Genomic DNA, 19769 nt, shown 5'->3' with positions numbered 1-19769 from the left:
GTGGGAGGGCCCGCGTCCTGCTCGACTGCGCTCCCACCGTACTGCGCGGCGCCGCCAGCGGCTTGGGCTTCCCTGTCCGTACGCCCACATGTCGGCGCCCTAGTCCGGCGTACGGCCTCGGTCACATCGTTCACGTCACCCACCCCTTAACCGCTTTCCGTCTCCCGCTCTTCACGTTAAGTGACGCCACCGACATTCACCCCTGCCCGCACTCGGCCCAGAGGAGCTTGCCGTGGTGCGCGGCGGGCGCGTCGCCGAGTCGGTATGCGCCCCAGGAGTCGGCGCAGGCCCGCACGAGGTGCAACCCGCGCCCGCTCTCAGCGTCCACCGGGGCGGGCGGCCCTCCGGTGGTCCCGAATCCGGGCGGGATCTGCGGGTTGGAGTCCCACACGGCGACGCGGATCCCCTGCGGGGTGGCCTCGCGGAGGCGGAGGGCGTAGGGGCCTTGGGTATGACAGTGGGCGTTGCTGAGCATCTCCGCGGCGAGGAGTTCGGCCGTGGGGGCGAGTTCGGCGAGGCCGTACGTGGCGAGGACGGCGCGGAGGGTGGTGCGGGCGATGCCGGGGGCGCGGGGGTCGTGCGGGAGAGTGAGGGTGTAGCTCCAGGGCGGGGATACGGTTGTCGGCAGCATGGAACTCTCCGTTCAGGGGCGGTAGTTCATGGGGGTACCCAGTGACGATGCCGCTCCGTCGAGCGGGGTTCTTCCGGGCGTTGGCGCCACTCATAACGTAGCGGCGCCTTGTTAAGGTGTTAATCGAAACCCTGCAAAGCCCTGCACAACCACTCGTGTGAGTGACTGGACAGAGGAGAGGCGAGCGCCCCCGTGAGAACCAACCCGACGGGACGTCAACTCCGGCTGGGCAGCGAGCTGCGCAAGCTCCGTGAGCGTGCCGGCCTCACGTCGACGGAGGCAGGGAAGCTGCTTGGCGTGAAGCAGAACCAGGTCAGCAACATGGAGTCCGGCCGGCTCGGCATGAGTTCGGCACGGCTACGCGCTCTGGCCTGTCACTACGACTGCTCGGACAAGGCACTCGTTGAGGCGCTGGTCGGCATGACCGGTGAGCGGACGCGTGGATGGTGGGAGGAGTACCGCGAGATCCTGCCCGCCGGACTGCTCGACCTCGCGGAGGTCGAACACCACGCCACGTTGCTACGAACCGCCGTGACCGTGCACATCCCCGGCCTGTTCCAGACCACGGATTACGCCCGAGAGATCTTCCGGCAGGACGTACCGGAGCTGTCACCCCCGGACATCGAGCACCGCATCTCGTACCGGATCAAGAGGCAGGCCGTGCTCTTCCGTGACGCGCCAACGCCGAACCAGGTCATCGTCCACGAGGCGGCCCTTCGGATGCAGTTCGGTGGCCCCACCGTGACCAGGGATCAGCTCAATCACCTCGTCGACATGAGCGAGCGGGAGCACATCACCATCCGCGTGATCCCGTTCGCCGCCGGTACGTTCCCCGGCTCGGGACAGTCGATCTACTACTCGGCGGGCCCGGTCCCCCAGCTCGACACGGTCAACCTCGACCAGTCGCACGGCCCCGTCTTCCTCGACGCCGAGGCCCAGCTCGACAAGTACCGCGTGCTGCTCGACCGCATGGAAGCCACGGCGCTTCCTCCCGCGAAGTCCCGCGACTTCATCCACAGCATTGCCCGAGACCTGTAGAGGAACCCAAGATGCCCAAGCTCACCTGGCAGAAGTCGTCCTACTGCGCCCAGGGCAACTCCTGCGTACACGTCGCCGCGAGCCCGTCAGGAACTGAAGTTCACCTGACCGAAAGCGCCGACCTCAGCGGAGCGATACTCACCGCCCGACCGGCAGCCTTCGCAGCCCTGATACGCACCCTCAACTCTTCCAACCCATCCGGCGTTTGAGGAAAGGACCGCCCTCCCCATGCCTGAAGGCAACAACATCCCCGCAGACCTCGACTGGATCCGCGCCGCCCCCGAAGGGGAAGAAGGCCCAGGTCCCTGGATCGAGATCGCCTACGGCAAGGACGACGACGCCGTCTACCTACGGGAAACCAGCGACCCCGAGAACGTGGTCACCACCACCCAGAAGAAGTGGGACGCATTCGTACTGGGCGTACAGGCAGGCGAGTTCGACCACTTCGTAGAGGGCGTCGACTGACGACGGCGGGGGCTTTGCCGGGCCGGTGGTGGTGTTCGTACCGGGGCCGCCCGGTTCTCCAAAGAGTGGCGGTTCCGGGCCGGGAGTCAAGGGCGCTCCTTCGTCGCGTCGGCTTCGCCGATTCCGCTTCGCTTCACCCTTGACACCCAACCCTCCACCGCGAGAAGCGAATTGACCGGGCGGCCACGAAAGGGGGCTCTCGGGGACTGCGGGGATGGGTCATCCGGCTTTCCTGCCGGGTGCGGACTAGTTCGTAGCAGCGCTGCACGCTGGAGGGGTACGCGGCCGGTCCGGGGAGCGGTGCCGGTCTCGTCAAGCGCCTGCCGACCGGATCTTCCGGGGTGGCCGTCGCTTCCTGGATGAGTGGGGGGTGGGGGGACCTACTTTGGAAAAGTAGTGTTCTGGCACAAGGGGGGCGCGGCACTGCGAAACGCAACTTTCCCAAAGTAGGTCCCCCACACCCCCCTCTCGCCCTTCTCGCGGTCGGGGCCGGGGCCGGGAGACCGGTCGGCAGACGCTTGACGAAACCGGGACCCATCCCCGAGCGGACCGCGCACCCCTCCCACTCGGCTGCGCTGCTACGAACTAGTCCGCACCCGGCAGCGAAGCCGGATGCCCCAAGGACCCGTCCCCGTGAGCCCCGCTTCGTGGCCGCCCGGTCGTCTTCCTTCTCGCGGTGGAGGGACGGGTGTCAAGGGTGGAGCGCAGCGGAATCGGCGCAGCCGACGCGTAGCGCAGCGGAGCGCCCTTTACACCCGGCCCGGAACCGCCAACCTCAGGACAACCGGGCGGCCCCGGCGCCAACTCGACGCCGGGACACCAAAGCCCCCTACTCCGGCTCCACAAACTCATCCGTCAGCACACACCCGTCAACCAGCGCCGGCGCCGTCGACACATCCCCCCGCACCCGGAAGTTCGGGTTGCAGTTCAGCTCCAGGAGCCCCGAGGCCGAGAGATCGCGGAGGGTTTCCCCGTCCGGTGCGATCACCGCGAAGTCCTTGCCGATGGCGAACCCGCCCTCCACGTCCGCGAGCTCGTCGCCCTTCATCTCCTCGGCGAGGTCCGCCTTGTACGCCGCCTGGAACATCTTCATGTCGCTGGTCTTGAAGACCCGGATCCAGCCGTCCGCACCGTCGTCGCAGGTCCCTCGAAACTGCACACCCCAGCTCATGTCGAACTTCTCGTCCATGGGGTAGTAGCGCTCATCGGAGGGGTCGATGCTGTACCTGTCGCACGTGGTGAAGCGCTGAAGGTACTCGCCCGCCGCCATGACGGTCTTCGCCTCCGGCATGTTGTCCAGCATCATCTTCTGCCGGACCTCGGGCCCACCGCTGGCCCCGCCGTTACGGGCGAATCCCTCACCGGAGTCGGAGGCAGGGGCAGAGGCAGAGTCGGACGACGACCCCGCAAACTTGTCCGCACCGCCGTCCTCCGCCCCATCGCCCTCACACCCGGTAACCGTCAAGGCAAGAGCCGCCGCCCCGACAACCGCCGCCAGCCTGAAGCGCGTACGCATGATGGTGTGATCCGTTCCCCCGCCGAGTCATGACGCCGGGACCTTAGAGCAACCGCATGTCCATGATCAAACCAGGCTTCGAGCATCCCACCCCGGCGTTCCAGGCAAGGGGCATTCCCGCAGGTCAGACCCCCTGGAAGCATTCCAGCGTCCCGGATGCGCCGGCGTTCCTTGCCCCCGCCGGGACCCGCCCCCTTAGCTGTGATCAAGACAGACCAGCACAGCTACTCCGGGGGGATCCCATGAAGCACACCCGCAAGGCAGTCACCGCCGTCATCGGCCTCGTCGCCGCCCTCTCGCTCACCGCCTGCAACGGCGACGACAACGCGTCGGCGGACACCTCGACCACGTCCCCCGCCGCGTCGGCGGACAAGGGCGGCGACGACAAGGGCAGCAGCACCGGCGGCAACACCGGCGGATCAGGCGAAGCCTCGACCGGCGGCGAAGGCTCCACCGGCGGTGGTGAAGCCGCGCAGGGGACCGCCGTCGGCACCGGCGACAACAGCGACGGCAAGATCGACATCTGCCGTACGGACGAGCTCGAAGTGAACGCCACGGACAACACCACCGACAAGACGGAGGGCGTCGTCACCGTCGTCTTCAAGAACGGCGGCGGACGCGACTGCTCGATCAACGGCTACGCAGGGGTCGACCTGACGGCGTCCACGGGCGACACCCTCTCCGTCGACCGCAACGGCGAGGCCCCGCACCCCGACATCCTGAAGGACGGCGAGTCCGCCGCCTTCAACATCACGTTCCCGTACAACAACACGGGTGGCTCCGGCATCCGCATCACCAACCTCGTCGTGACGCCCCCGAACGAGACGAAGCACGTCACGCTCGACTGGCCCGCGGGCACGCTCCCGGTCTCGGACGGCGAGGGTGCCGTGAAGCTGGAGATCAGCCCGGTCGGGAAGGTCAGCGACTCCCCGGCCGGCTGAACCCGGCGCCACCGCCTCGCCCCTCGCTAGGAGGCGGTCCGCTGCGGCACCACCTGGATGCCGAACTCGTACGAGCCGATCGCCACCGCGATGCCCGAGAAGAGCAGCGCGAAGTGTTCCTGACCGCGCGCGGTCACGATGCCTCCCAGGTCCAACTGGGAGGCATCGGGCCATCCCAGGTCGCCGAGCAGCCCACGGGTGACCCCCTTGGCGGCCTCGTCGTCACCGGAGAGGAAGATCGTGCTCGGGCCCACCAGACTCGCCGGGTCCACCATCACGAACCGGTCCACGGTGGCGAGCGTCTTGACCACCCGCACCTCGGGGTACTCCTGCTGAATCTCCTCGCTGAGGCTGTAGTTGGGGTGGGACAGCTCCATGGTGTCGGTGAACGTGTAGCCGACCCCGATGTCGACAAGCACCTTCCCGGCGAGAGCGGCCGCGCCGATCTCCTTCAGTACGTCCATGGAAGCCGTGCCCGGCGTTGCGTTCACCAGCACCTCGCCGTGCGCGGCCGCCTCACCGAGCCCGACGAGGGTGAACCCCTTCAGCTCCTCGGTCTCTCCCCGCTCCTTGGGGTTCCTCGACCCCAATACGACGTCATGACCCGCGGCACTCCAGCCAGTAGCCACCGCGCGAGCCACATTTCCCGTTCCAAGCAGTCCAATTCGCATGTCCAGGACGCTAATTGGGCTTGTGCGCAAGGGAATCGGGCGCGAGTCCCAAGCCCGCTCGTCCCGGCGACGTACTCCAGAAGTCCGAGCCGCGGCTAGGCCGCCGGGCTGAAGATCTTCGTCAAGTGATAGTCGAGCGTGGCGCGTACGTCATCCAGCGTGCGGCGCTCGTGCAGTACGTCCCCGCCCAGTCCCACCGCCGCCGCCACCAGCAGGTCCGCCTCTCGGTGGGCGTCCAGGCCGGGGGCCGTCTGGCCGTTCGTCTGGGCCACGGCGATGAAGCCGGCGATCAGGTCCTCCAGGGGGTGCTCGTCGCTCAGGAAGACCGCCGCGATGGCCGGGTCGGTGAGACTGCGGGCGTAGTACGCGGAGAACACCCGCAGCGCCATGGTCCGTTGGGCGTCCAGGGGCAGGAACTCGTCGAGCATCGCGCTCAGGACCCCGCGCAGGTTCGCGGGGTCGAAGTGGACGCGGGTCCTGGCCAGGCGTTCGTTCTCGCGGTGGAGCAGGTGCAGGGCGGTCACCAGGAGCTGGTGCTTGCTGCCGAAGTGGTACTGGACGACACGGAGCGACACCCCGGCCTCCGCCGCGATCTCCCGCATGCTCGCCGCGTCCAGGCCCCGCTCGGCGGCGATGCGCCACACCGCCTCGGCGATCTGGCGGCGCCGCTTGCGCGACTGCGCGCTCGTCACCGTGTCCGCGGGGCGGGCGGCCTCGGGGGCGGGGGTCAGCTTCCGGCGTCGGTAGGCCCTCGCCTGGCAGCTGCGGGAGCAGTAGAGGGCGGGGCGGCCGCGCTTGCCCGCCGTGCTCATTTCCGCACGGCAGACCGTGCAGCGGGCCGTCCCCCGAGCATTCTTTTCGTCACGCACACCACCCACTATAGAACTTAGAATGTGTGACGTAATCCAGATAAAGGGGCTTGCAGCAAGGGGACTTCGCGTCTCGCGCTGATACGTTCGTAACGTGAAGTACGACATCCTGCAGATCTTCGGCGCAGTCCTGATGTGTTTCTCCGCGCAAGGCCTCATCCGACTGCTCATCGACCACGACTACAACGGCTTCCTCGGCTGGATACCCGGCGGCTTCCCCGCCCTCCTGACCGCCTACACCGTGGCGCTCGCCGCCGGAGTCCTCCTCACCGGCTGGTCCCACACCCGGGCGAAGGCGCTGGGCCGGCGCAGTTGACGGGTGTCCAACTTTCCCCGATCGTAGGGGAATTGGGCGCAAATCAACGCGCTGCATGCACCGGCTGGGGGGAGCCGCAAATGCAACCTGGCGAACCGCACGACTCGGTACCGGGCGCCAATCAGGGGGAAGCGCCTCAAGGCGGCGAGAGCGGTCAGGGCGGCCTAGGCGGTCAGTTCGGGCCGCCGCCGCCCGTCATTCCACCGCCGCCCTCCGCCCCACCCACCGTGGGGCCACCCCCGGCCGGTCCGCCCTCTCCACCCCCTCCGCCCCCTCCACCCCCTGACGCCCTCCAAGCCCTCTCCACCGCCCTGCTCAACCTCACCGGCCTCGGCCTCGGCTACGTCCTGCTCAAGCGGTGGCTGCCGGCCGCCCTCTGCTGGGCCGCGACCGCCGGGCTGCTCTTCGTGGCGCTGCCCGCCGACGTGGACGGCGTCCCCGGCGGCGTACTCATCGGCTATGTGGCCTTCCTGGTCCTGGCCGCCGCCGACGGGGCACGCCGCGCCCTGCGCACCGGGACCGCCTGGCCGCTGCGCGCCCCCGTGGCCGTCGGGCTCGGCCTCGTGCTGCTCACCGTGCCGGCCGGCGGCGTCATCGCGTACGACGGCGCGCGCGACGACGCCATCGAGGAGATGCTGCTCGACCGCCTGGAGAAGGCCGACAAAATCGTCACGGCCGCCGAAGGGCGCTCCTTCGACTCCGCCAAGGACGACTACCGCTCCGCCCTCGCCGTCTACCGCGACCTCGGCGACGACCACCCCGGCTCGAAGGCCGCCGACCGCGTACCGGACAGCCTGAAGACGTACTACGAGTCCGTCGCAACCCCGTACGAGGAGCGCAAGTACTGCGACGCCCTCGAACCCCTCAAATACCTCCGCACCCTCCCCGACGACCTCGGCAAGGACCGCCTCGGCTCCCTCGCCGCCTGGCCCGACGACCGCCTCGCCACCTCGCTCTACGAATGCGGCATCCAAGGCCTCGGGACGGCCGCGGGCGGCAGCGGTCAGTTCGGTGAACTGCTGCGTACGTTCCCCGACTCCGACCAGGCCGGAAAGGTCGAGCCCGCCATCCGCGACGCCATCGATGAACGGTCGTCCGATCTGAAGGGCGCCGACCCCTGCAAGGCCACCGACGAGCTCCGCAACATCGGCTCCACCGCGAAGGCCCTCCCGGACGACGCGGGCGGCGGGCTCAGCGGGGACGCCGAGAGCGCCGTGGAGTCCGGGGCGTACGCGTGTGGGGTCGACGAGTTCGAGGACGGCAAGTTCGCCGCGTCCGCCAAGACGCTCAACGACTTCGCCGACACCTACCGGGGCAACGGCAAACGCGACCGCGCCAAGCAGATCGCCATCGCCGCCGAGATCGCCGCCGACCGGCCCCAGGCAGGACGGAGCCTGCCGCCCACCAAGTCGCCGGGCGGCGCAAAACTGGAGTACGTCGTCGAGAACGGCGGCCCAGGACCGCTCGAGGTCCTCTACACCGGCCCCACCACCGGCACCCTCAAACTCACGTCCTGCGGCAGCTGCAAGACGTACACGACCAAGGCCCAGGGCAAGAAGGCCTGCCTCGCGGGCAAGGGCCACCCGAAGAAGACGCTGCGGCTGCCGCCCGGCGAGTACCACTTCCTCTACAAGCGCGGCGCGGGCAGCGCGGGAAGCGTCCGCAACAACACCGAGGGCAGCCAGGTCAGGCCCGGCTACCGCTACACCGACTGCTCGTACGTCGTGACGGGCGGCGGACTCGGCGACCTGGACGATCTGGTCGGCCTCGACGGTGCCGACGACCTGGATGATGACACCGACTCGCCTACGTGAAGCATGATGTGAGACCTGGTCAGAGGGCACGCCGGGCCGTCATTGCCCGGCGTCACCCAGCGTGATACACAGAGTGATCATGCGTTTCAGCCAACGAATGACGCCAAGTCGACATGCACTGGCCCGTTTGTCGGCGAGAATGAGCTGTCCTCTGTACTGCGGTAGGCAGAGGTGACAGAACAACCCACTAGGGGCGGTGAGTTACACATGCTTATGGCAGCCGAAAAGGGCGATATCACCACCATCATCGGCGGGATCGCCCCCGACTGGGGTCCCTTCGGGAGCCTGGGCAACGAGGCGCGGGTGATGATCGAGGTCGTGATGGCGATCGCCATCCTCCTCTGTCTCGGCATTGCGATCTGGGGCGCGGCCAAACAGCGGATCGGCGCGACGGCTCTGCGCGACACCTTCAGCGCCGAGCAGGGCAAGGGCCTGATCATCGCGGGCCTGACCGGCGTCTTCATCATCGGCTCGCTCGGCACGGTCTTCACCATCGTGTACGGGATGGCGGTCTAGCCGCCGCGTCCCCTCCCTCCACACGTCCCCCTCCCCCTGTCCCCCTCCACACCACCCATCCGTCGTGCCCACCGGCTGAGGTTGCAACTCCCTGATGTCGAGTCACCACACCGCGCCCGCGCGGGAACCAGCACGGCTACCGTCGTACGTGGCGGTTCACCGAGAGGTTGAGGGGGCGTACGCGGCATGAGTCCCGACGACGAGCGGAACGATGGCCTCTTCGGCGGATCGGGCGAGACGCGGACGCGGCTCCCCGAGGGCGAGGGGGGCGGCCAGGACGTCTACGGGGGAGCGCGCAGATCCGGCCGTTCTTCACGGTCCTCGTCGCGGAGTCTCGTGACGGTGGTGGGTGTGGTGGTCCTGCTGATCGCGGCGATCGCTTTCGCGAACCGGGGGGGTGAGTCCTCTTCGGAGGGCGGGGACGGAGACGGCAAGAAGGCGGGCGCTGCAGCCACCGCCCCTTCCGGGGAGAAGCCCGTCGACGGCAAGACAGCGGGGATTGCTTCAGGGTTCGCGAAGAGCGAGCAGGGTGCGCAGTCCGCTGCCGCGAACTATGTGGTGCCGCTCGGTTCGGCCGAGATGTTCAGCAAGGCCAGGCGCGACGAAATCCTCCGGGCCGTCATGGCGCCGTCCAGCGTGAACAGCTTCGAGACGCGGCTCGACAGGGCGTACACCGCTGACTTCTTCAAGAACGTGGGCCTGAACGAGGACGGCACGACGCCAAACGGCTACCAGTTCGTCTCCCGCACGAGCCCGATCGGCACCAAGGTCACCAGTTACTCGGGTGACCAGGCGACCGTGGAGGTCTGGTGCAGCGGCCTGCTCGGACTCGCTGGGGAGCGGTCCACCAAGCCCGTGACCAACAGCTGGTTCACGATCACCATGAAGCTGGCGTGGACGAACGGCGACTGGAAGGCCACCACGCACACCCAGAAGGACGGCCCCGCGCCTGTCCCCGGCGACGACCGCGCCTCCGGCTCTGATGAGATCTCGAAGGCAGTAGAGGGGTACGGAGGGTTCACCTATGCCCGGTAGCCGTCACGTACTCAAGCTCACCACGGCTGTCGCTGTCGTACAGACCACGGCTGTCCTCTTCGCGACGCGGGCCTTCGCCGCTCCGGAGCCCAAGGACGACGCTTGTGATCTCATCCACGGCCCCGCAAAGAAGTACTGCGAAAAAGGCCAAGACGGCGGCAGCTCCGGCGGCGACGGCAAGTACCCCACCGATGACCCCCTGAACTCCAGCCTCGACCCCCTCTCCTCCCTGGCGAAGGGCTGCGCGGACGCCGCCTCCTGGACGGTGGACAAGCTGTCCTCCGCCGTGAAGGAGACCGCCGAGGTCGACTTCACGAACCCCACCTTCCTCAAGCAGTACGCGGTCGTCTTCGCCGCGTCGACCATCCTGACCCTGCTCCTCTGGCTCCTCGCAGTCGCCAAACGCGCAGTGAGAGGCGTCCCCCTCACCACCGCGCTCTCCGAAGCCATCGGGTTCCTCTGGCTGACGGTCCTCGCCTCCGCCTTCACGCCGCTGATCCTCTACACCGTCGTATCCGCGACCGACGGCGTCACGGACGTCATCGCGAAGGCGACGGGCGGTCAGACGGACACGTTCTTCGGGACGTTCTCCGGTGCGCTGAAGAAGGGCGAGGACATCGGCGGCGGGCCGATCATGCTGATCGTCGTCTCGCTCGTGTCGATCCTCGCCGCCGGCGTGCTGTGGCTGGAACTCGTCATCCGGGCCGCCCTGCTCTACGTAGGAGCGCTGCTCGGCACCGTCGTCTATGCGGGGCTCGTCGACAAGAACCTGTGGACGCACGTCCGGCGCTGGGCCGGGATCATGATCGCGGTGATCCTCGTCAAACCCATCATCGTCATCGTGCTCGGACTCGCGGGCGCGCTCTCCGCCGACGACGGGCCCGACTCCTTCTCGGCCGTCGTCTCCGGGCTCTCGATCATCCTGCTCGCCATCTTCGCGAGCGCCATGATCTACCGCTTCGTGCCGGGCTTCGGGGACGAGATCGCCAACTCCCGGAACAACCGGATCATGCGCGGCGCCGAGAACAAGGCCGCCGCCGTCATCAGCTCCCCCGCGTCCCTCGTCTCCCAGGGCATCAAGACCCACAGCTCCCGGGGCAACGGCGGCGGAGGCGGCGGTCAGGCGCGGCCCGCCAACGCGGCGAGCGGCGGAATGGCCGCCCACAGCAGCCGCCCCTCCGGAGGCGGAGGCGGCGGCGGAGGCGGCAGCTCATCGAACGGCGGCGGATCTGTCCCCTCCGCCGCACCCGCGCCGCGCAGCAACAGCGCGACCAGCACGCCGCACGCGCGCAACCGCGGCTCAGGCAGCACCGGAAACGGCTCAGGCAACAAACGCACGGGAGGTGAAGGGCGTTGACGACCCAGTCCCACGTGTCGCAACCGGTCGCGCCCCGCCGCACATATCTGATCGGCCGCGCGCGGCCGAACGCGATCGTCGGCAAGAACCGGGAGACCGGAGAGATCGCGCTGATCATCGCGGGGGCCTTCCTCGGGATGATGTGCGGGCTCCTCGTCCCCGTCCTCTCCCTGCGCATCGTGCTGCTCATGGGCTTCCCGATGCTGGCCATCGCCGCGGTGTACGTCCCGTACAAGGGCCGGACCTTCTTCAAGTGGTTCGAGATCAACCGGAGTTACAAGAGGTCTCTGAAGCGCGGCACCGCCTACCGCTCCGCCGCCCCCGAAGCGGGCGTCCGCTTCGACGGCAAGGAGGTCGAGGTCGGCCCGCCGCCCGGCATCGGCCGCATCAGCTGGCTCGCCGCGCCCTTCGGTCCTGATGAGATCGCCGTACTGCTGCACGCCGACCGGCGGACCGTCACCGCCGCCATCGAGATCGAGGGTCCTGGCGTCGGGCTCCGGGACTCCGAGGACCAGGAAGCCCTCGTCGACCGCTTCGGGACGCTGCTCAAGCATGTCGCCAACGGCGACGGCTTTGTGACGCGGCTTCAGATGCTTGCCCGCACCCTCCCCGCCGACCCGGACGCCCACGCCAAGGACGTCAGCATGCGCGGCGACGACCGCGCGCTGCCCTGGCTGCAGCAGTCGTACGAACAGCTCCAGTCGATGGTCTCCACCAGCAGCGAGCAGCACCGCGCCTATCTGGTGGCCTGCATGCACTACTCGCGCGACCTCGCCGCCGAGGCCCAGGCCATGGCGCGTGCGGCCCGCCCGCACGGCTCCCGCAGGCTCGACAAGGACGCCGGTCTCGCCGTCGTCATGGCGCGCGAGCTCACCGACATCTGCTCGCGGCTCCAGGAAGCCGACATCCGGGTCAGGCAGCCGCTGGGCCAGGGGCGCCTGTCATCCCTCGTGCACTCGATGTACGACCCGGACCACCCCATAGACCACATCCAGGCCATGACGAAGCGGAACGCCTGGCCCGCCGAGCTCGACGCCATGGAGCCCACCTACCTCCAGGCCAAGACCCGCGAGTCCTCATCCCGCGCCCCCTGGTGCCACGCCACCGCCTGGGTGAAGGAGTGGCCGATGACGCCCGTCGGCGTCAACTTCCTCGCCCCGCTGCTCGTCCACACCCCGGACGTCATCAGGACGGTGGCCGTGACGATGGACCTCGAACCCACCGAGGTCGCCATCGAGCGCATGCTGACGGAGAAGACCAACGACGAGGCGGAGGCCAGCCGCCAGGCCAAGCTGAACCGCACGGTCGACCCGCGCGACGTCGCCTCGCACTCCCGCCTCGACCAGCGCGGCGAGGACCTGGCGAGCGGCGCGGCCGGCGTCAACCTGGTCGGCTACATCACCGTCTCGTCCCGGTCCCCGGAGTCCCTCGCCCGCGACAAGCGCACCATCCGGGCCTCGGCCGGGAAGTCGTATCTGAAGCTGGAGTGGTGCGACCGCGAGCACCACAGGGCCTTCGTCAATACGCTGCCGTTCGCGACCGGCATCCGACGCTAGACGTTATCGACGTAGAGGCAGGCTGTTGAGATGCGGGATCCGCTGACCGTCCTCACGGACGCCTTCACGTCCTTCCTCTTCGGGAAGGTCGAGACGACCAGGCTTCCGGTCCGTACGTCGACGGGGCAGGCCCAGGCGGTCTACCTGCCGACGGCCGCGCCGGGCCTCGGCGACTCGGGCGTGATCATCGGGCGCGAGGTGTACTCCGGCAAGGGCTACATCTACGACCCCTTCCAGCTGTACGGGCAGCAGCTGCCGGCGCCGCACTGGCTGGTGCTCGGCGAGTCCGGCAACGGCAAGTCGGCCCTGGAGAAGACGTACGTACTGCGGCAGTTGCGCTTCAAGGACCGGCAGGTCGTCGTCCTGGACGCGCAGGGCGAGGACGGCGTCGGCGAGTGGAACCTCATCGCCCAGGAGCTGGGTATAACTCCCATCCGGCTCGACCCGACGGCCGCCCTCGACATGGGGATCCGGCTGAACCCCCTCGACCCGGCGATCACGACGACCGGTCAGCTCGCGCTGCTCCGGACGATCATCGAGGTCGCGATGGGTCACGGGCTCGACGAACGCTCGGGCTTCGCGCTGAAGGTCGCGCACGCGTACGTGAACGAGACGATCGTCGAGCGGCAGCCGGTCCTGACGGACATCGTGGAACAGCTTCGCCACCCGGAGCCGGAGTCCGCGGAAGCGATGAACGTCGCCATAGACGACGTGCGGGCCTGGGGTCTGGACGTGGCGCTGGTCCTTGACCGCCTCGTCGACGGTGACCTCCGCGGCATGTTCGACGGCCCGACGACGGTCGGCATCGATCTGGACGCGCCCCTCATCGTCTTCGACCTCTCCCACATCGACCGGAACTCGATCGCGATGCCGATCCTGATGGCGATCGTGGGCGTCTGGCTGGAGCACACGTGGATCCGCCCGGACAGGAAGAAGCGCATCTTCCTGGTCGAGGAGGCCTGGCACATCATCAACTCGCCCTTCGTGGCGCAGCTGTTCCAGCGCCTGCTGAAGTTCGGCCGACGGCTCGGTCTCTCCTTCGTGGCGGTGGTCCACCACTTGTCCGACGTGGTCGACGGGGCGGCGGCCAAGGAGGCGGCCGCGATCCTGAAGATGGCGTCCACGAGGACGATCTACGCCCAGAAGGCGGACGAGGCGAGAGCGACGGGGCGGGTGCTCGGGCTGCCACGGTGGGCGGTGGAGATCATTCCGACTTTGACGCCGGGCATCGCGGTGTGGGACGTGAACGGCAACGTGCAGGTGGTCAAGCACCTGATCACGGAGACGGAACGGCCACTGGTCTTCACCGACCGGGCCATGACGGAATCCTCGGCGGACCTCACGGATCTCCCGGACGACGATCCGCTGCGGGCCGCCGAACTGGAGGCGGAGGAGCGGGCGGCGTACATGGAGCAGCAGATGAACGATCCGTCGTCGCGTTCCGGGGTGGCGTGAGCGATGCCGTACCGGGACCGGGAGTACCGGGAGTCCGAGCCCGAGTACCGGGAGCGGGGCGGCCGCCGCGAGTCGCGCGAGCGCGGCATCCCCGACGGCCTGCTGGTCGGCGGCCTGGCCTTCGTCCTCGGCATGACGGTGCTCACCTGGTCGGCGACGGGCCTCGCGGGCTGGTTCACGCATGGCTCCTGGCCGCGTGCAGTGACGTTCGGTCGTACGCCGCCGGCCATGCGACACCTGATCCAGCAGCCCCACGACGTGGCGGGAGCATGGCCGCAGACCCCGCCCGACCAGCTTTCGGGCTACGGCCTCTTCTGGGGCCTGCTGATCGGCCAACTGATGGTGCTGGTCGTCCTGACGATCTTCGTGATGGGTACGTTCACGCGGTGGCGGGCGGTGCGAAGGGCACGGCGGATGCCAGCTCCGGCTGCGACTACCCGCCGCCCGGCAGCTGCAGCGGACGACTACGCCGAAGCTGTCGAGGAAGCAGCCGCCGCCCCCGCTGTGGGCAGGCGCACAGCCGCCGACGAGGAATCAGCCGCCGCTCCCGCTGTGGGCAGGCGTACACCCGCCGACGATGAATCGGCCGCCGCTCCCGCTGTGGGCAGGCGTTCCGCAGGGCGGAACGGGTGGGCACAGCCCACACCGCCGGGCACCGATGACACGGGCGTCGAGCAAGACACGGGCGACCGCACCACACCCCAGAGCCCCGAGACCCCAACGGTCCCCAGCCCCCGTACACCCCTGGTACTCGGCCCCCAAGAGACCCGCAGACCCCTGGCAGTACAGGCCATCCGGGACGCCGAAGCCGCAGCCCTGGTCATCACCTCGGACCCCACCCTCTGGGAAGAGACAAAAGACGCCCGAGCCAAGCTCGGCCCCGTCCTCGTCTACGACCCCACCCACCTCTGCGACACCCCCGCAAGACTCCACTGGTCCCCGACCAGAAACTGCGAGGACAAGACAACGGCGGCCCACCGGGCCACCGCCCTGCTGGCCGCCATAAGGCCAAGCGCCAAGCTGGACACCGTCGTCGCGGACACCGCGGAAACCCTCCTCCGCAGCTTCCTGCACGCCGCCGCGGTGGACAACCGCCCCATCAAGCACGTCCACCGCTGGTCCCAGGGCACGCAAGTGCAAGAGGCGGTACGGATCCTCCGTACGCACCAGAAGGCCGCCTCCGGGGCAGCCGGCGAACTGGAGGCGGCGCTCACGGCGTACCCGGAACGCCGCGACATGGCCCAGGAGTTGACCGCCCGGGCCCTCTCCGCCCTCTTCACGGTCAACATCCGCGAAGCCTGCACCCCAAACCGAACTGATGCCCTCACACTGGATTCCTTCGTGGATGAAGGGGGCACGCTTTTCGTGGTGGGTGAAGCAATCGAAGACCCCAAGTCACCCAAGGGACCTGGCGCGATGCCGCTTCTCACGGCACTCGCCGCAAGCGTGGTCGAGCACGGCCGGCGCATGGCCGAACGGTCATCCTCCGGTCGGCTCGACCCACCAATGACGCTGGTCCTCGACGATGTCGCCGCGGTGGCCCCGCTGCCCCAACTGCCGGACCTGCTGGCGAACGGCGCCGACCAAGGCCTCCCGACCCTGGCCCTGCTCCGCTCACAGGAACAGGGCAGATCCCGCTGGCCGGACCGCGAACTGCCGGGCACCTAGGAGCTCCCCCTCAGGGTCACCGTCGTACCCGGGTACTACCCGTCGCCGCCACTTCCCGCCCCCGGTCCGACGATCCGCGCCCCCGCGAGCGCCAGCATCGTAGCCATGATTAGGGCATACGGACTGACCAAACACTACGGCGGCAAGCCCGCAAAGAAGGCTGTCGACGACCTCGGGTTCGAGGTCCTTCCGGGCACCGTCACCGGCTTCCTCGGCCCCAACGGGGCGGGCAAGTCCACCACCATGCGGATGCTCCTCGGCCTCGACACCCCGACCCGCGGCCGCTCCACCATCGGCGGGCGCGCCTATGCCACACACCCCGCGCCCCTGCACGAAGTCGGCGCGCTGCTCGAAGCCCGCTCCGTCCACCCGGGCCGCTCCGCGTACCACCACCTCATGGCGCTCGCCCACACCCACTCCATCCCCAAGAGCCGTGTCGACGCCGTACTCGACCTGGCCGGCATCCACGACGTCGCCCGCAAGCGCGTCAAGGGCTTCTCGCTCGGCATGGGCCAGCGCCTGGGCATCGCGGCCGCCCTGCTCGGCGACCCGGCCACCGTCATCCTCGACGAGCCCGTCAACGGCCTCGACCCCGAGGGCGTCCTGTGGATCCGTAATCTCCTCAAATCCCTTGCTGCAGAAGGCCGTACGGTCCTCGTCTCCTCGCACCTCATGAGCGAGATGGCGCTGACCGCCGAGCACCTGATCATCATCGGCCGCGGCAGGCTCCTCGCCGACACCACCGTCGAACGCTTCGTACGCGAGTCCGGCACCGGCGCCGTGAAGGTCGTGACCCCCGAGGCGGGCGTCCTGAGCGAGCTGCTCGCAGGCCCCGACGTCACGATCACCGCCGACACCCCCGGCACCCTCGACGTGCGCGGCACGGACGCCGAGCACATCGGCCGCACCGCCGCCGCCCACGGCATCCCCCTCTTCGAACTCACCCCGCACACCGCCTCGTTGGAGCAGGCGTTCATGGACCTCACCCGGGACTCGGTCGAGTACGTCGCCTCCACACCCCTCCCCCAGCGAGAAGGAGCAGCGGCATGAGCACCCTCCAGCACCCCGCGGCCGCCGCGTCCCCCGCGCCCTACCGCCTCACCACCAAGGGCGTGCTGCGCTCCGAGTGGCACAAGCTGTGGACGCTCCGCTCCACCTGGATCACCCTGCTCACGGCGGCCGCCCTGGTGCTCGCCGTCGGCATCACGATGGGGGCCACCTACGACGGGGACGACGCCGAGATCGACACGGTCGTCTTCACCCTCTTCGGCACCCAGCTCTCCCAGATCTGCCTCGCCGTCCTCGGCATCCTCGTCACCGCGGGCGAGTACTCGACCGGCATGATCCGTGCGTCGCTCACCGCCGTCCCGCACCGCCTGCCCGTCCTGTGGTCCAAGGCCGGCATCTTCACGGCCATCGCCTTCACGGTGTGCCTCGTGACCAACGTCGTCACATTCCTCACCGCCCAGATCTGGCTCTCCGGCAGCGACAAGGAGCTGTCCCTCACGGACGACGGCGTCCTCGGCGCCCTTACGACCAGCGCCGCGGCCATCACCCTCCTGAGCCTCATCGCGCTCGGCCTCGGCGCCCTGCTCCGCTCGGTGCCCGGTGCCATCGGCGCGTTCGTCGGCTCGGTCCTCATCCTGCCCGAGGTCCTTGCGATGCTGCCCTTCGGCGCCGTGGACACCGCCATCAGGTACTTCCCCGCACAGGCGGCGAGCTCGCTCGGCTCGGTGGCCCGGGTGGAGAACACGATCGCCCCGGGCACGGCCCTGTTCACCCTCGCCCTGTGGGCGGCCGTGATCATCGCGGCGGCGTCGGCACTCCTCAAGCGTCGCGACGTATGACATCTCCATGGCGAATCTCTGTACGAGGATGAGGCCGTGACCGAGCCGCTGCCCATCACCCAGTTCCTCCAGCGCTGGACCCAGCGGGTGCGCGCCTTCGACAGGCGCCGCCCGCTGGTGTGGGATCTGCTGGTCACCGGCTTCTTCGTGGTCGCCGCCCTCGTCGACGCCAACGGCGGCTGGCGCAACATCGCGCCCAACACGGATGTGCCGGGCTGGCTCATCTTCCTGATGAGCGTGGGCCTCTCGGTCCCGCTGCTGTGGCGCCGCCGCCACCCCATGACGGTCCTCGCGGTCATGGTGGCGACCGGCGTGGTCAGCAGCTGGAGCGGCGCCATGCTCCAGGCCTCCCTCATCCAGATGATCGTCCTGTTCAACATCGCGATGCGCCTGCCCCTGAAGACGCTCGGCTGGGCGGGCCTCATGATGACGGTCCCACTCGTCGTCGGCACCATCCGCTATCCGGAGGGCAGTTGGGACCAGCAGATCATCCCGAACGTCTGGGCGTACGCCCTCGTCGCGCTCTTCGGCATCGCGGTGCGCTCCCGCAAGGACTACACCGAGGCCCTCGTCCAACGCGCCCGCCAGCTTGAGGTCGAGCGCGACCAGCAGGCCCAGCTAGCCACGGCCGCCGAACGCACCCGCATCGCCCGCGAGATGCACGACATCATCGGCCACAACCTCTCCGTCATCACCGGCCTCGCGGACGGCGGTTCGTACGCCGCCGCCAAGTCCCCCGAACGCGCCGCCCAGGCCCTCGAAGCCATCGGCACCACAAGCCGCCAGGCCCTCTCCGAACTCCGCCGCCTCCTCGACGTCCTGCGCGACGAGGCCCCCGCCACGGCCGAACGCTCCCCACAGCCCGCACTGACCGACCTGGACCAACTCATCGACGGCGTACGGGCCGTGGGCCTCCCCGTCCGCAGCACGGTCCGCGGCCGCCCGGACTCGGTCCCCGCGGGCCGCCAGCTCACCCTCTACCGCGTGGTCCAGGAAGCCCTGACGAACACCCTCAAGCACGGGGGCCCGGACGCCACGGCGACCGTGGACGTCAGCTACACCGCGGACGGCGTGACGGTCGACGTCACGGACACCGGGGTCGGAGGCGGCGTCGGCGGCGGCGTCGGCGGCGGCGTCGGCGTCGGGAAGACCCCCGGCAGCGGCCGCGGGCTGACCGGAATGCGCGAGCGAACTTCCCTGTACGACGGCACACTTGAGGCCGGACCACTCCCCCATCCACCCGGCGGCTGGCGGGTCCACCTCCATCTCCCCAAGGACAGCGAGACGACAACGTGACGACCGTGCTCATCGTCGACGACCAGCCCATGCAGCGCTTCGGCTTCCGCATGCTCCTGGAGAGCCAGGACGACATGACGGTGGCGGGCGAGGCCGGCAACGGCAGCGAGGCGATCCGCATGACGGCCGAGCACCACCCGGACGTCGTCCTGATGGACATCCGCATGCCCGGCCTGGACGGCATCGAGGCCACGCGCCGCATCGTCGCTTCGGGCGACCGCACCCGCGTACTGATCCTCACGACGTTCGACCTGGACGAGTACGCCTACGAAGGCCTGCGCGCCGGCGCCTCCGGCTTCCTCATCAAGGACGCCCTGCCCGAGGAACTCCTCTCCGGAATCCGCGCGGTCGCATCGGGCGACGCAGTGGTCGCCCCGAGCCTGACCCGCCGCCTCCTCGACACGTACGCGGACCATCTCCCGACGGCCGGCTCGCCCCCCACGGACCCGGCGGCACACCCACGCCTGGCCTCTCTCACGGACCGCGAACGCGAAATCCTGACGGTCATCGGCCAGGGCTGGACGAATGCAGAGATCTCGGCGCGGCTGCACCTCGCGGAATCCACGGTGAAAACACACGTGGGCCGCATCCTCGCCAAGACAGGGGCGAGGGACAGGGTGCAGGCGGTAATTCTGGCGTACGACACGAAATTGGTGAGGCCGTCGTAAGGCCTTTGTGGCCTGAACGCAGAAAACCCCCGCACCGTATCCCGGTGCGGGGGTCTCCCATTCAAAAATAGTTCGGCGGCGTCCTACTCTCCCACAGGGTCCCCCCTGCA

General features: G+C 69.0%; 20 protein-coding genes. 16 read left to right on the top strand and 4 right to left on the bottom strand.

Translation table 11 applies throughout. The features are described 5' to 3' along the window. Positions 1 to 196 precede the first annotated feature (196 nt). Positions 197 to 631, bottom strand: a complete 435-nt coding sequence (locus AB0G47_RS29760) for an ATP-binding protein (protein WP_360776332.1) — start codon at positions 629 to 631, stop codon at positions 197 to 199. Positions 632 to 823: 192 nt separating this feature from the next. Here AB0G47_RS29760 and AB0G47_RS29755 point away from each other — a divergent pair, with 192 nt between their 5' ends. The 3 genes from AB0G47_RS29755 to AB0G47_RS29745 are packed head-to-tail and all read left to right on the top strand — an operon-like array spanning position 824 to position 2134. After that, a complete protein-coding gene (locus tag AB0G47_RS29755; RefSeq protein ID WP_360776330.1) occupies positions 824 to 1669 on the top strand; it encodes a helix-turn-helix transcriptional regulator in 846 nt (281 codons plus the stop codon). A gap of 11 nt (positions 1670 to 1680) precedes the next feature. Then, positions 1681 to 1878 (top strand): DUF397 domain-containing protein, encoded by a 198-nt coding sequence (locus AB0G47_RS29750; protein ID WP_360776328.1) that lies wholly within the window; start codon positions 1681 to 1683, stop codon positions 1876 to 1878. Between the two features lie 19 nt (positions 1879 to 1897). Beyond that, positions 1898 to 2134, top strand: coding sequence for a DUF397 domain-containing protein (locus tag AB0G47_RS29745; RefSeq protein WP_266864885.1), 237 nt, complete (start codon positions 1898 to 1900; stop codon positions 2132 to 2134). An 829-nt stretch (positions 2135 to 2963) separates the two neighbouring features. Here the strand turns inward: AB0G47_RS29745 and AB0G47_RS29740 are convergent. Further along, on the bottom strand, positions 2964 to 3440 hold the full coding sequence (locus AB0G47_RS29740; RefSeq protein ID WP_360776324.1) for a hypothetical protein: 477 nt from the start codon (positions 3438 to 3440) through the stop codon (positions 2964 to 2966). 452 nt (positions 3441 to 3892) lie between these two features. Here AB0G47_RS29740 and AB0G47_RS29735 point away from each other — a divergent pair, with 452 nt between their 5' ends. Beyond that, positions 3893 to 4591, top strand: coding sequence for a DUF4232 domain-containing protein (locus AB0G47_RS29735; RefSeq protein WP_360776321.1), 699 nt, complete (start codon positions 3893 to 3895; stop codon positions 4589 to 4591). A gap of 26 nt (positions 4592 to 4617) precedes the next feature. Here AB0G47_RS29735 and AB0G47_RS29730 read toward each other — a convergent pair whose 3' ends face one another. Next, positions 4618 to 5277 carry an NAD(P)-binding domain-containing protein gene (locus AB0G47_RS29730; RefSeq protein WP_360776669.1) on the bottom strand — a complete coding sequence of 220 codons (660 nt, stop codon included), beginning with the start codon at positions 5275 to 5277 and terminating at the stop codon, positions 4618 to 4620. Positions 5278 to 5357: 80 nt separating this feature from the next. Next, a complete protein-coding gene (locus AB0G47_RS29725; protein WP_360776318.1) occupies positions 5358 to 6131 on the bottom strand; it encodes a TetR/AcrR family transcriptional regulator in 774 nt (257 codons plus the stop codon). A gap of 94 nt (positions 6132 to 6225) precedes the next feature. Between AB0G47_RS29725 and AB0G47_RS29720 the strand changes: the two genes are divergently transcribed. The 12 genes from AB0G47_RS29720 (at position 6226) to AB0G47_RS29665 (ending at position 19659) form a co-directional block, all read left to right on the top strand. Beyond that, complete coding sequence (locus AB0G47_RS29720) at positions 6226 to 6447, top strand: hypothetical protein (protein ID WP_360776314.1); 222 nt, start codon at positions 6226 to 6228, stop codon at positions 6445 to 6447. An 80-nt stretch (positions 6448 to 6527) separates the two neighbouring features. Beyond that, complete coding sequence (locus AB0G47_RS29715) at positions 6528 to 8261, top strand: hypothetical protein (protein ID WP_360776311.1); 1734 nt, start codon at positions 6528 to 6530, stop codon at positions 8259 to 8261. 207 nt (positions 8262 to 8468) lie between these two features. Next, positions 8469 to 8777 carry a hypothetical protein gene (locus AB0G47_RS29710; protein WP_160505898.1) on the top strand — a complete coding sequence of 103 codons (309 nt, stop codon included), beginning with the start codon at positions 8469 to 8471 and terminating at the stop codon, positions 8775 to 8777. 186 nt (positions 8778 to 8963) lie between these two features. Continuing rightward, positions 8964 to 9812 (top strand): hypothetical protein, encoded by an 849-nt coding sequence (locus tag AB0G47_RS29705; RefSeq protein ID WP_360776307.1) that lies wholly within the window; start codon positions 8964 to 8966, stop codon positions 9810 to 9812. Further along, a complete protein-coding gene (locus AB0G47_RS29700) occupies positions 9802 to 11169 on the top strand; it encodes a hypothetical protein (protein ID WP_360776304.1) in 1368 nt (455 codons plus the stop codon). The genes AB0G47_RS29705 and AB0G47_RS29700 overlap by 11 nt, the downstream gene beginning before the upstream one ends. Further along, positions 11166 to 12725, top strand: coding sequence for an SCO6880 family protein (locus AB0G47_RS29695; RefSeq protein WP_360776301.1), 1560 nt, complete (start codon positions 11166 to 11168; stop codon positions 12723 to 12725). Before AB0G47_RS29700 ends, AB0G47_RS29695 begins: the two co-directional genes overlap by 4 nt. Positions 12726 to 12755: 30 nt before the next feature. Then, positions 12756 to 14180 carry an ATP-binding protein gene (locus AB0G47_RS29690; protein WP_360776298.1) on the top strand — a complete coding sequence of 475 codons (1425 nt, stop codon included), beginning with the start codon at positions 12756 to 12758 and terminating at the stop codon, positions 14178 to 14180. A 3-nt stretch (positions 14181 to 14183) separates the two neighbouring features. Continuing rightward, positions 14184 to 15848, top strand: a complete 1665-nt coding sequence (locus AB0G47_RS29685) for a type VI secretion protein (RefSeq protein WP_360776295.1) — start codon at positions 14184 to 14186, stop codon at positions 15846 to 15848. 105 nt (positions 15849 to 15953) lie between these two features. Next, the gene (locus tag AB0G47_RS29680) at positions 15954 to 16898 is read left to right on the top strand and encodes an ATP-binding cassette domain-containing protein (RefSeq protein ID WP_360776292.1); all 945 of its coding nucleotides are present in this window, start codon (positions 15954 to 15956) and stop codon (positions 16896 to 16898) included. Further along, a complete protein-coding gene (locus tag AB0G47_RS29675; RefSeq protein ID WP_360776289.1) occupies positions 16895 to 17695 on the top strand; it encodes an ABC transporter permease in 801 nt (266 codons plus the stop codon). The genes AB0G47_RS29680 and AB0G47_RS29675 overlap by 4 nt, the downstream gene beginning before the upstream one ends. Positions 17696 to 17731: 36 nt before the next feature. Further along, positions 17732 to 18991 (top strand): histidine kinase, encoded by a 1260-nt coding sequence (locus AB0G47_RS29670; RefSeq protein WP_360776286.1) that lies wholly within the window; start codon positions 17732 to 17734, stop codon positions 18989 to 18991. Next, a complete protein-coding gene (locus tag AB0G47_RS29665; protein ID WP_360776283.1) occupies positions 18988 to 19659 on the top strand; it encodes a response regulator transcription factor in 672 nt (223 codons plus the stop codon). Before AB0G47_RS29670 ends, AB0G47_RS29665 begins: the two co-directional genes overlap by 4 nt. Positions 19660 to 19769 lie beyond the last annotated feature (110 nt).

The sequence above is a fragment of the Streptomyces sp. NPDC021622 genome, assembly GCF_040640795.1.
GTDB lineage: Bacteria > Actinomycetota > Actinomycetes > Streptomycetales > Streptomycetaceae > Streptomyces.
Note: the sequence above shows the minus strand (reverse complement) of the source record. Positions and strands in the feature narration are given on the sequence as shown.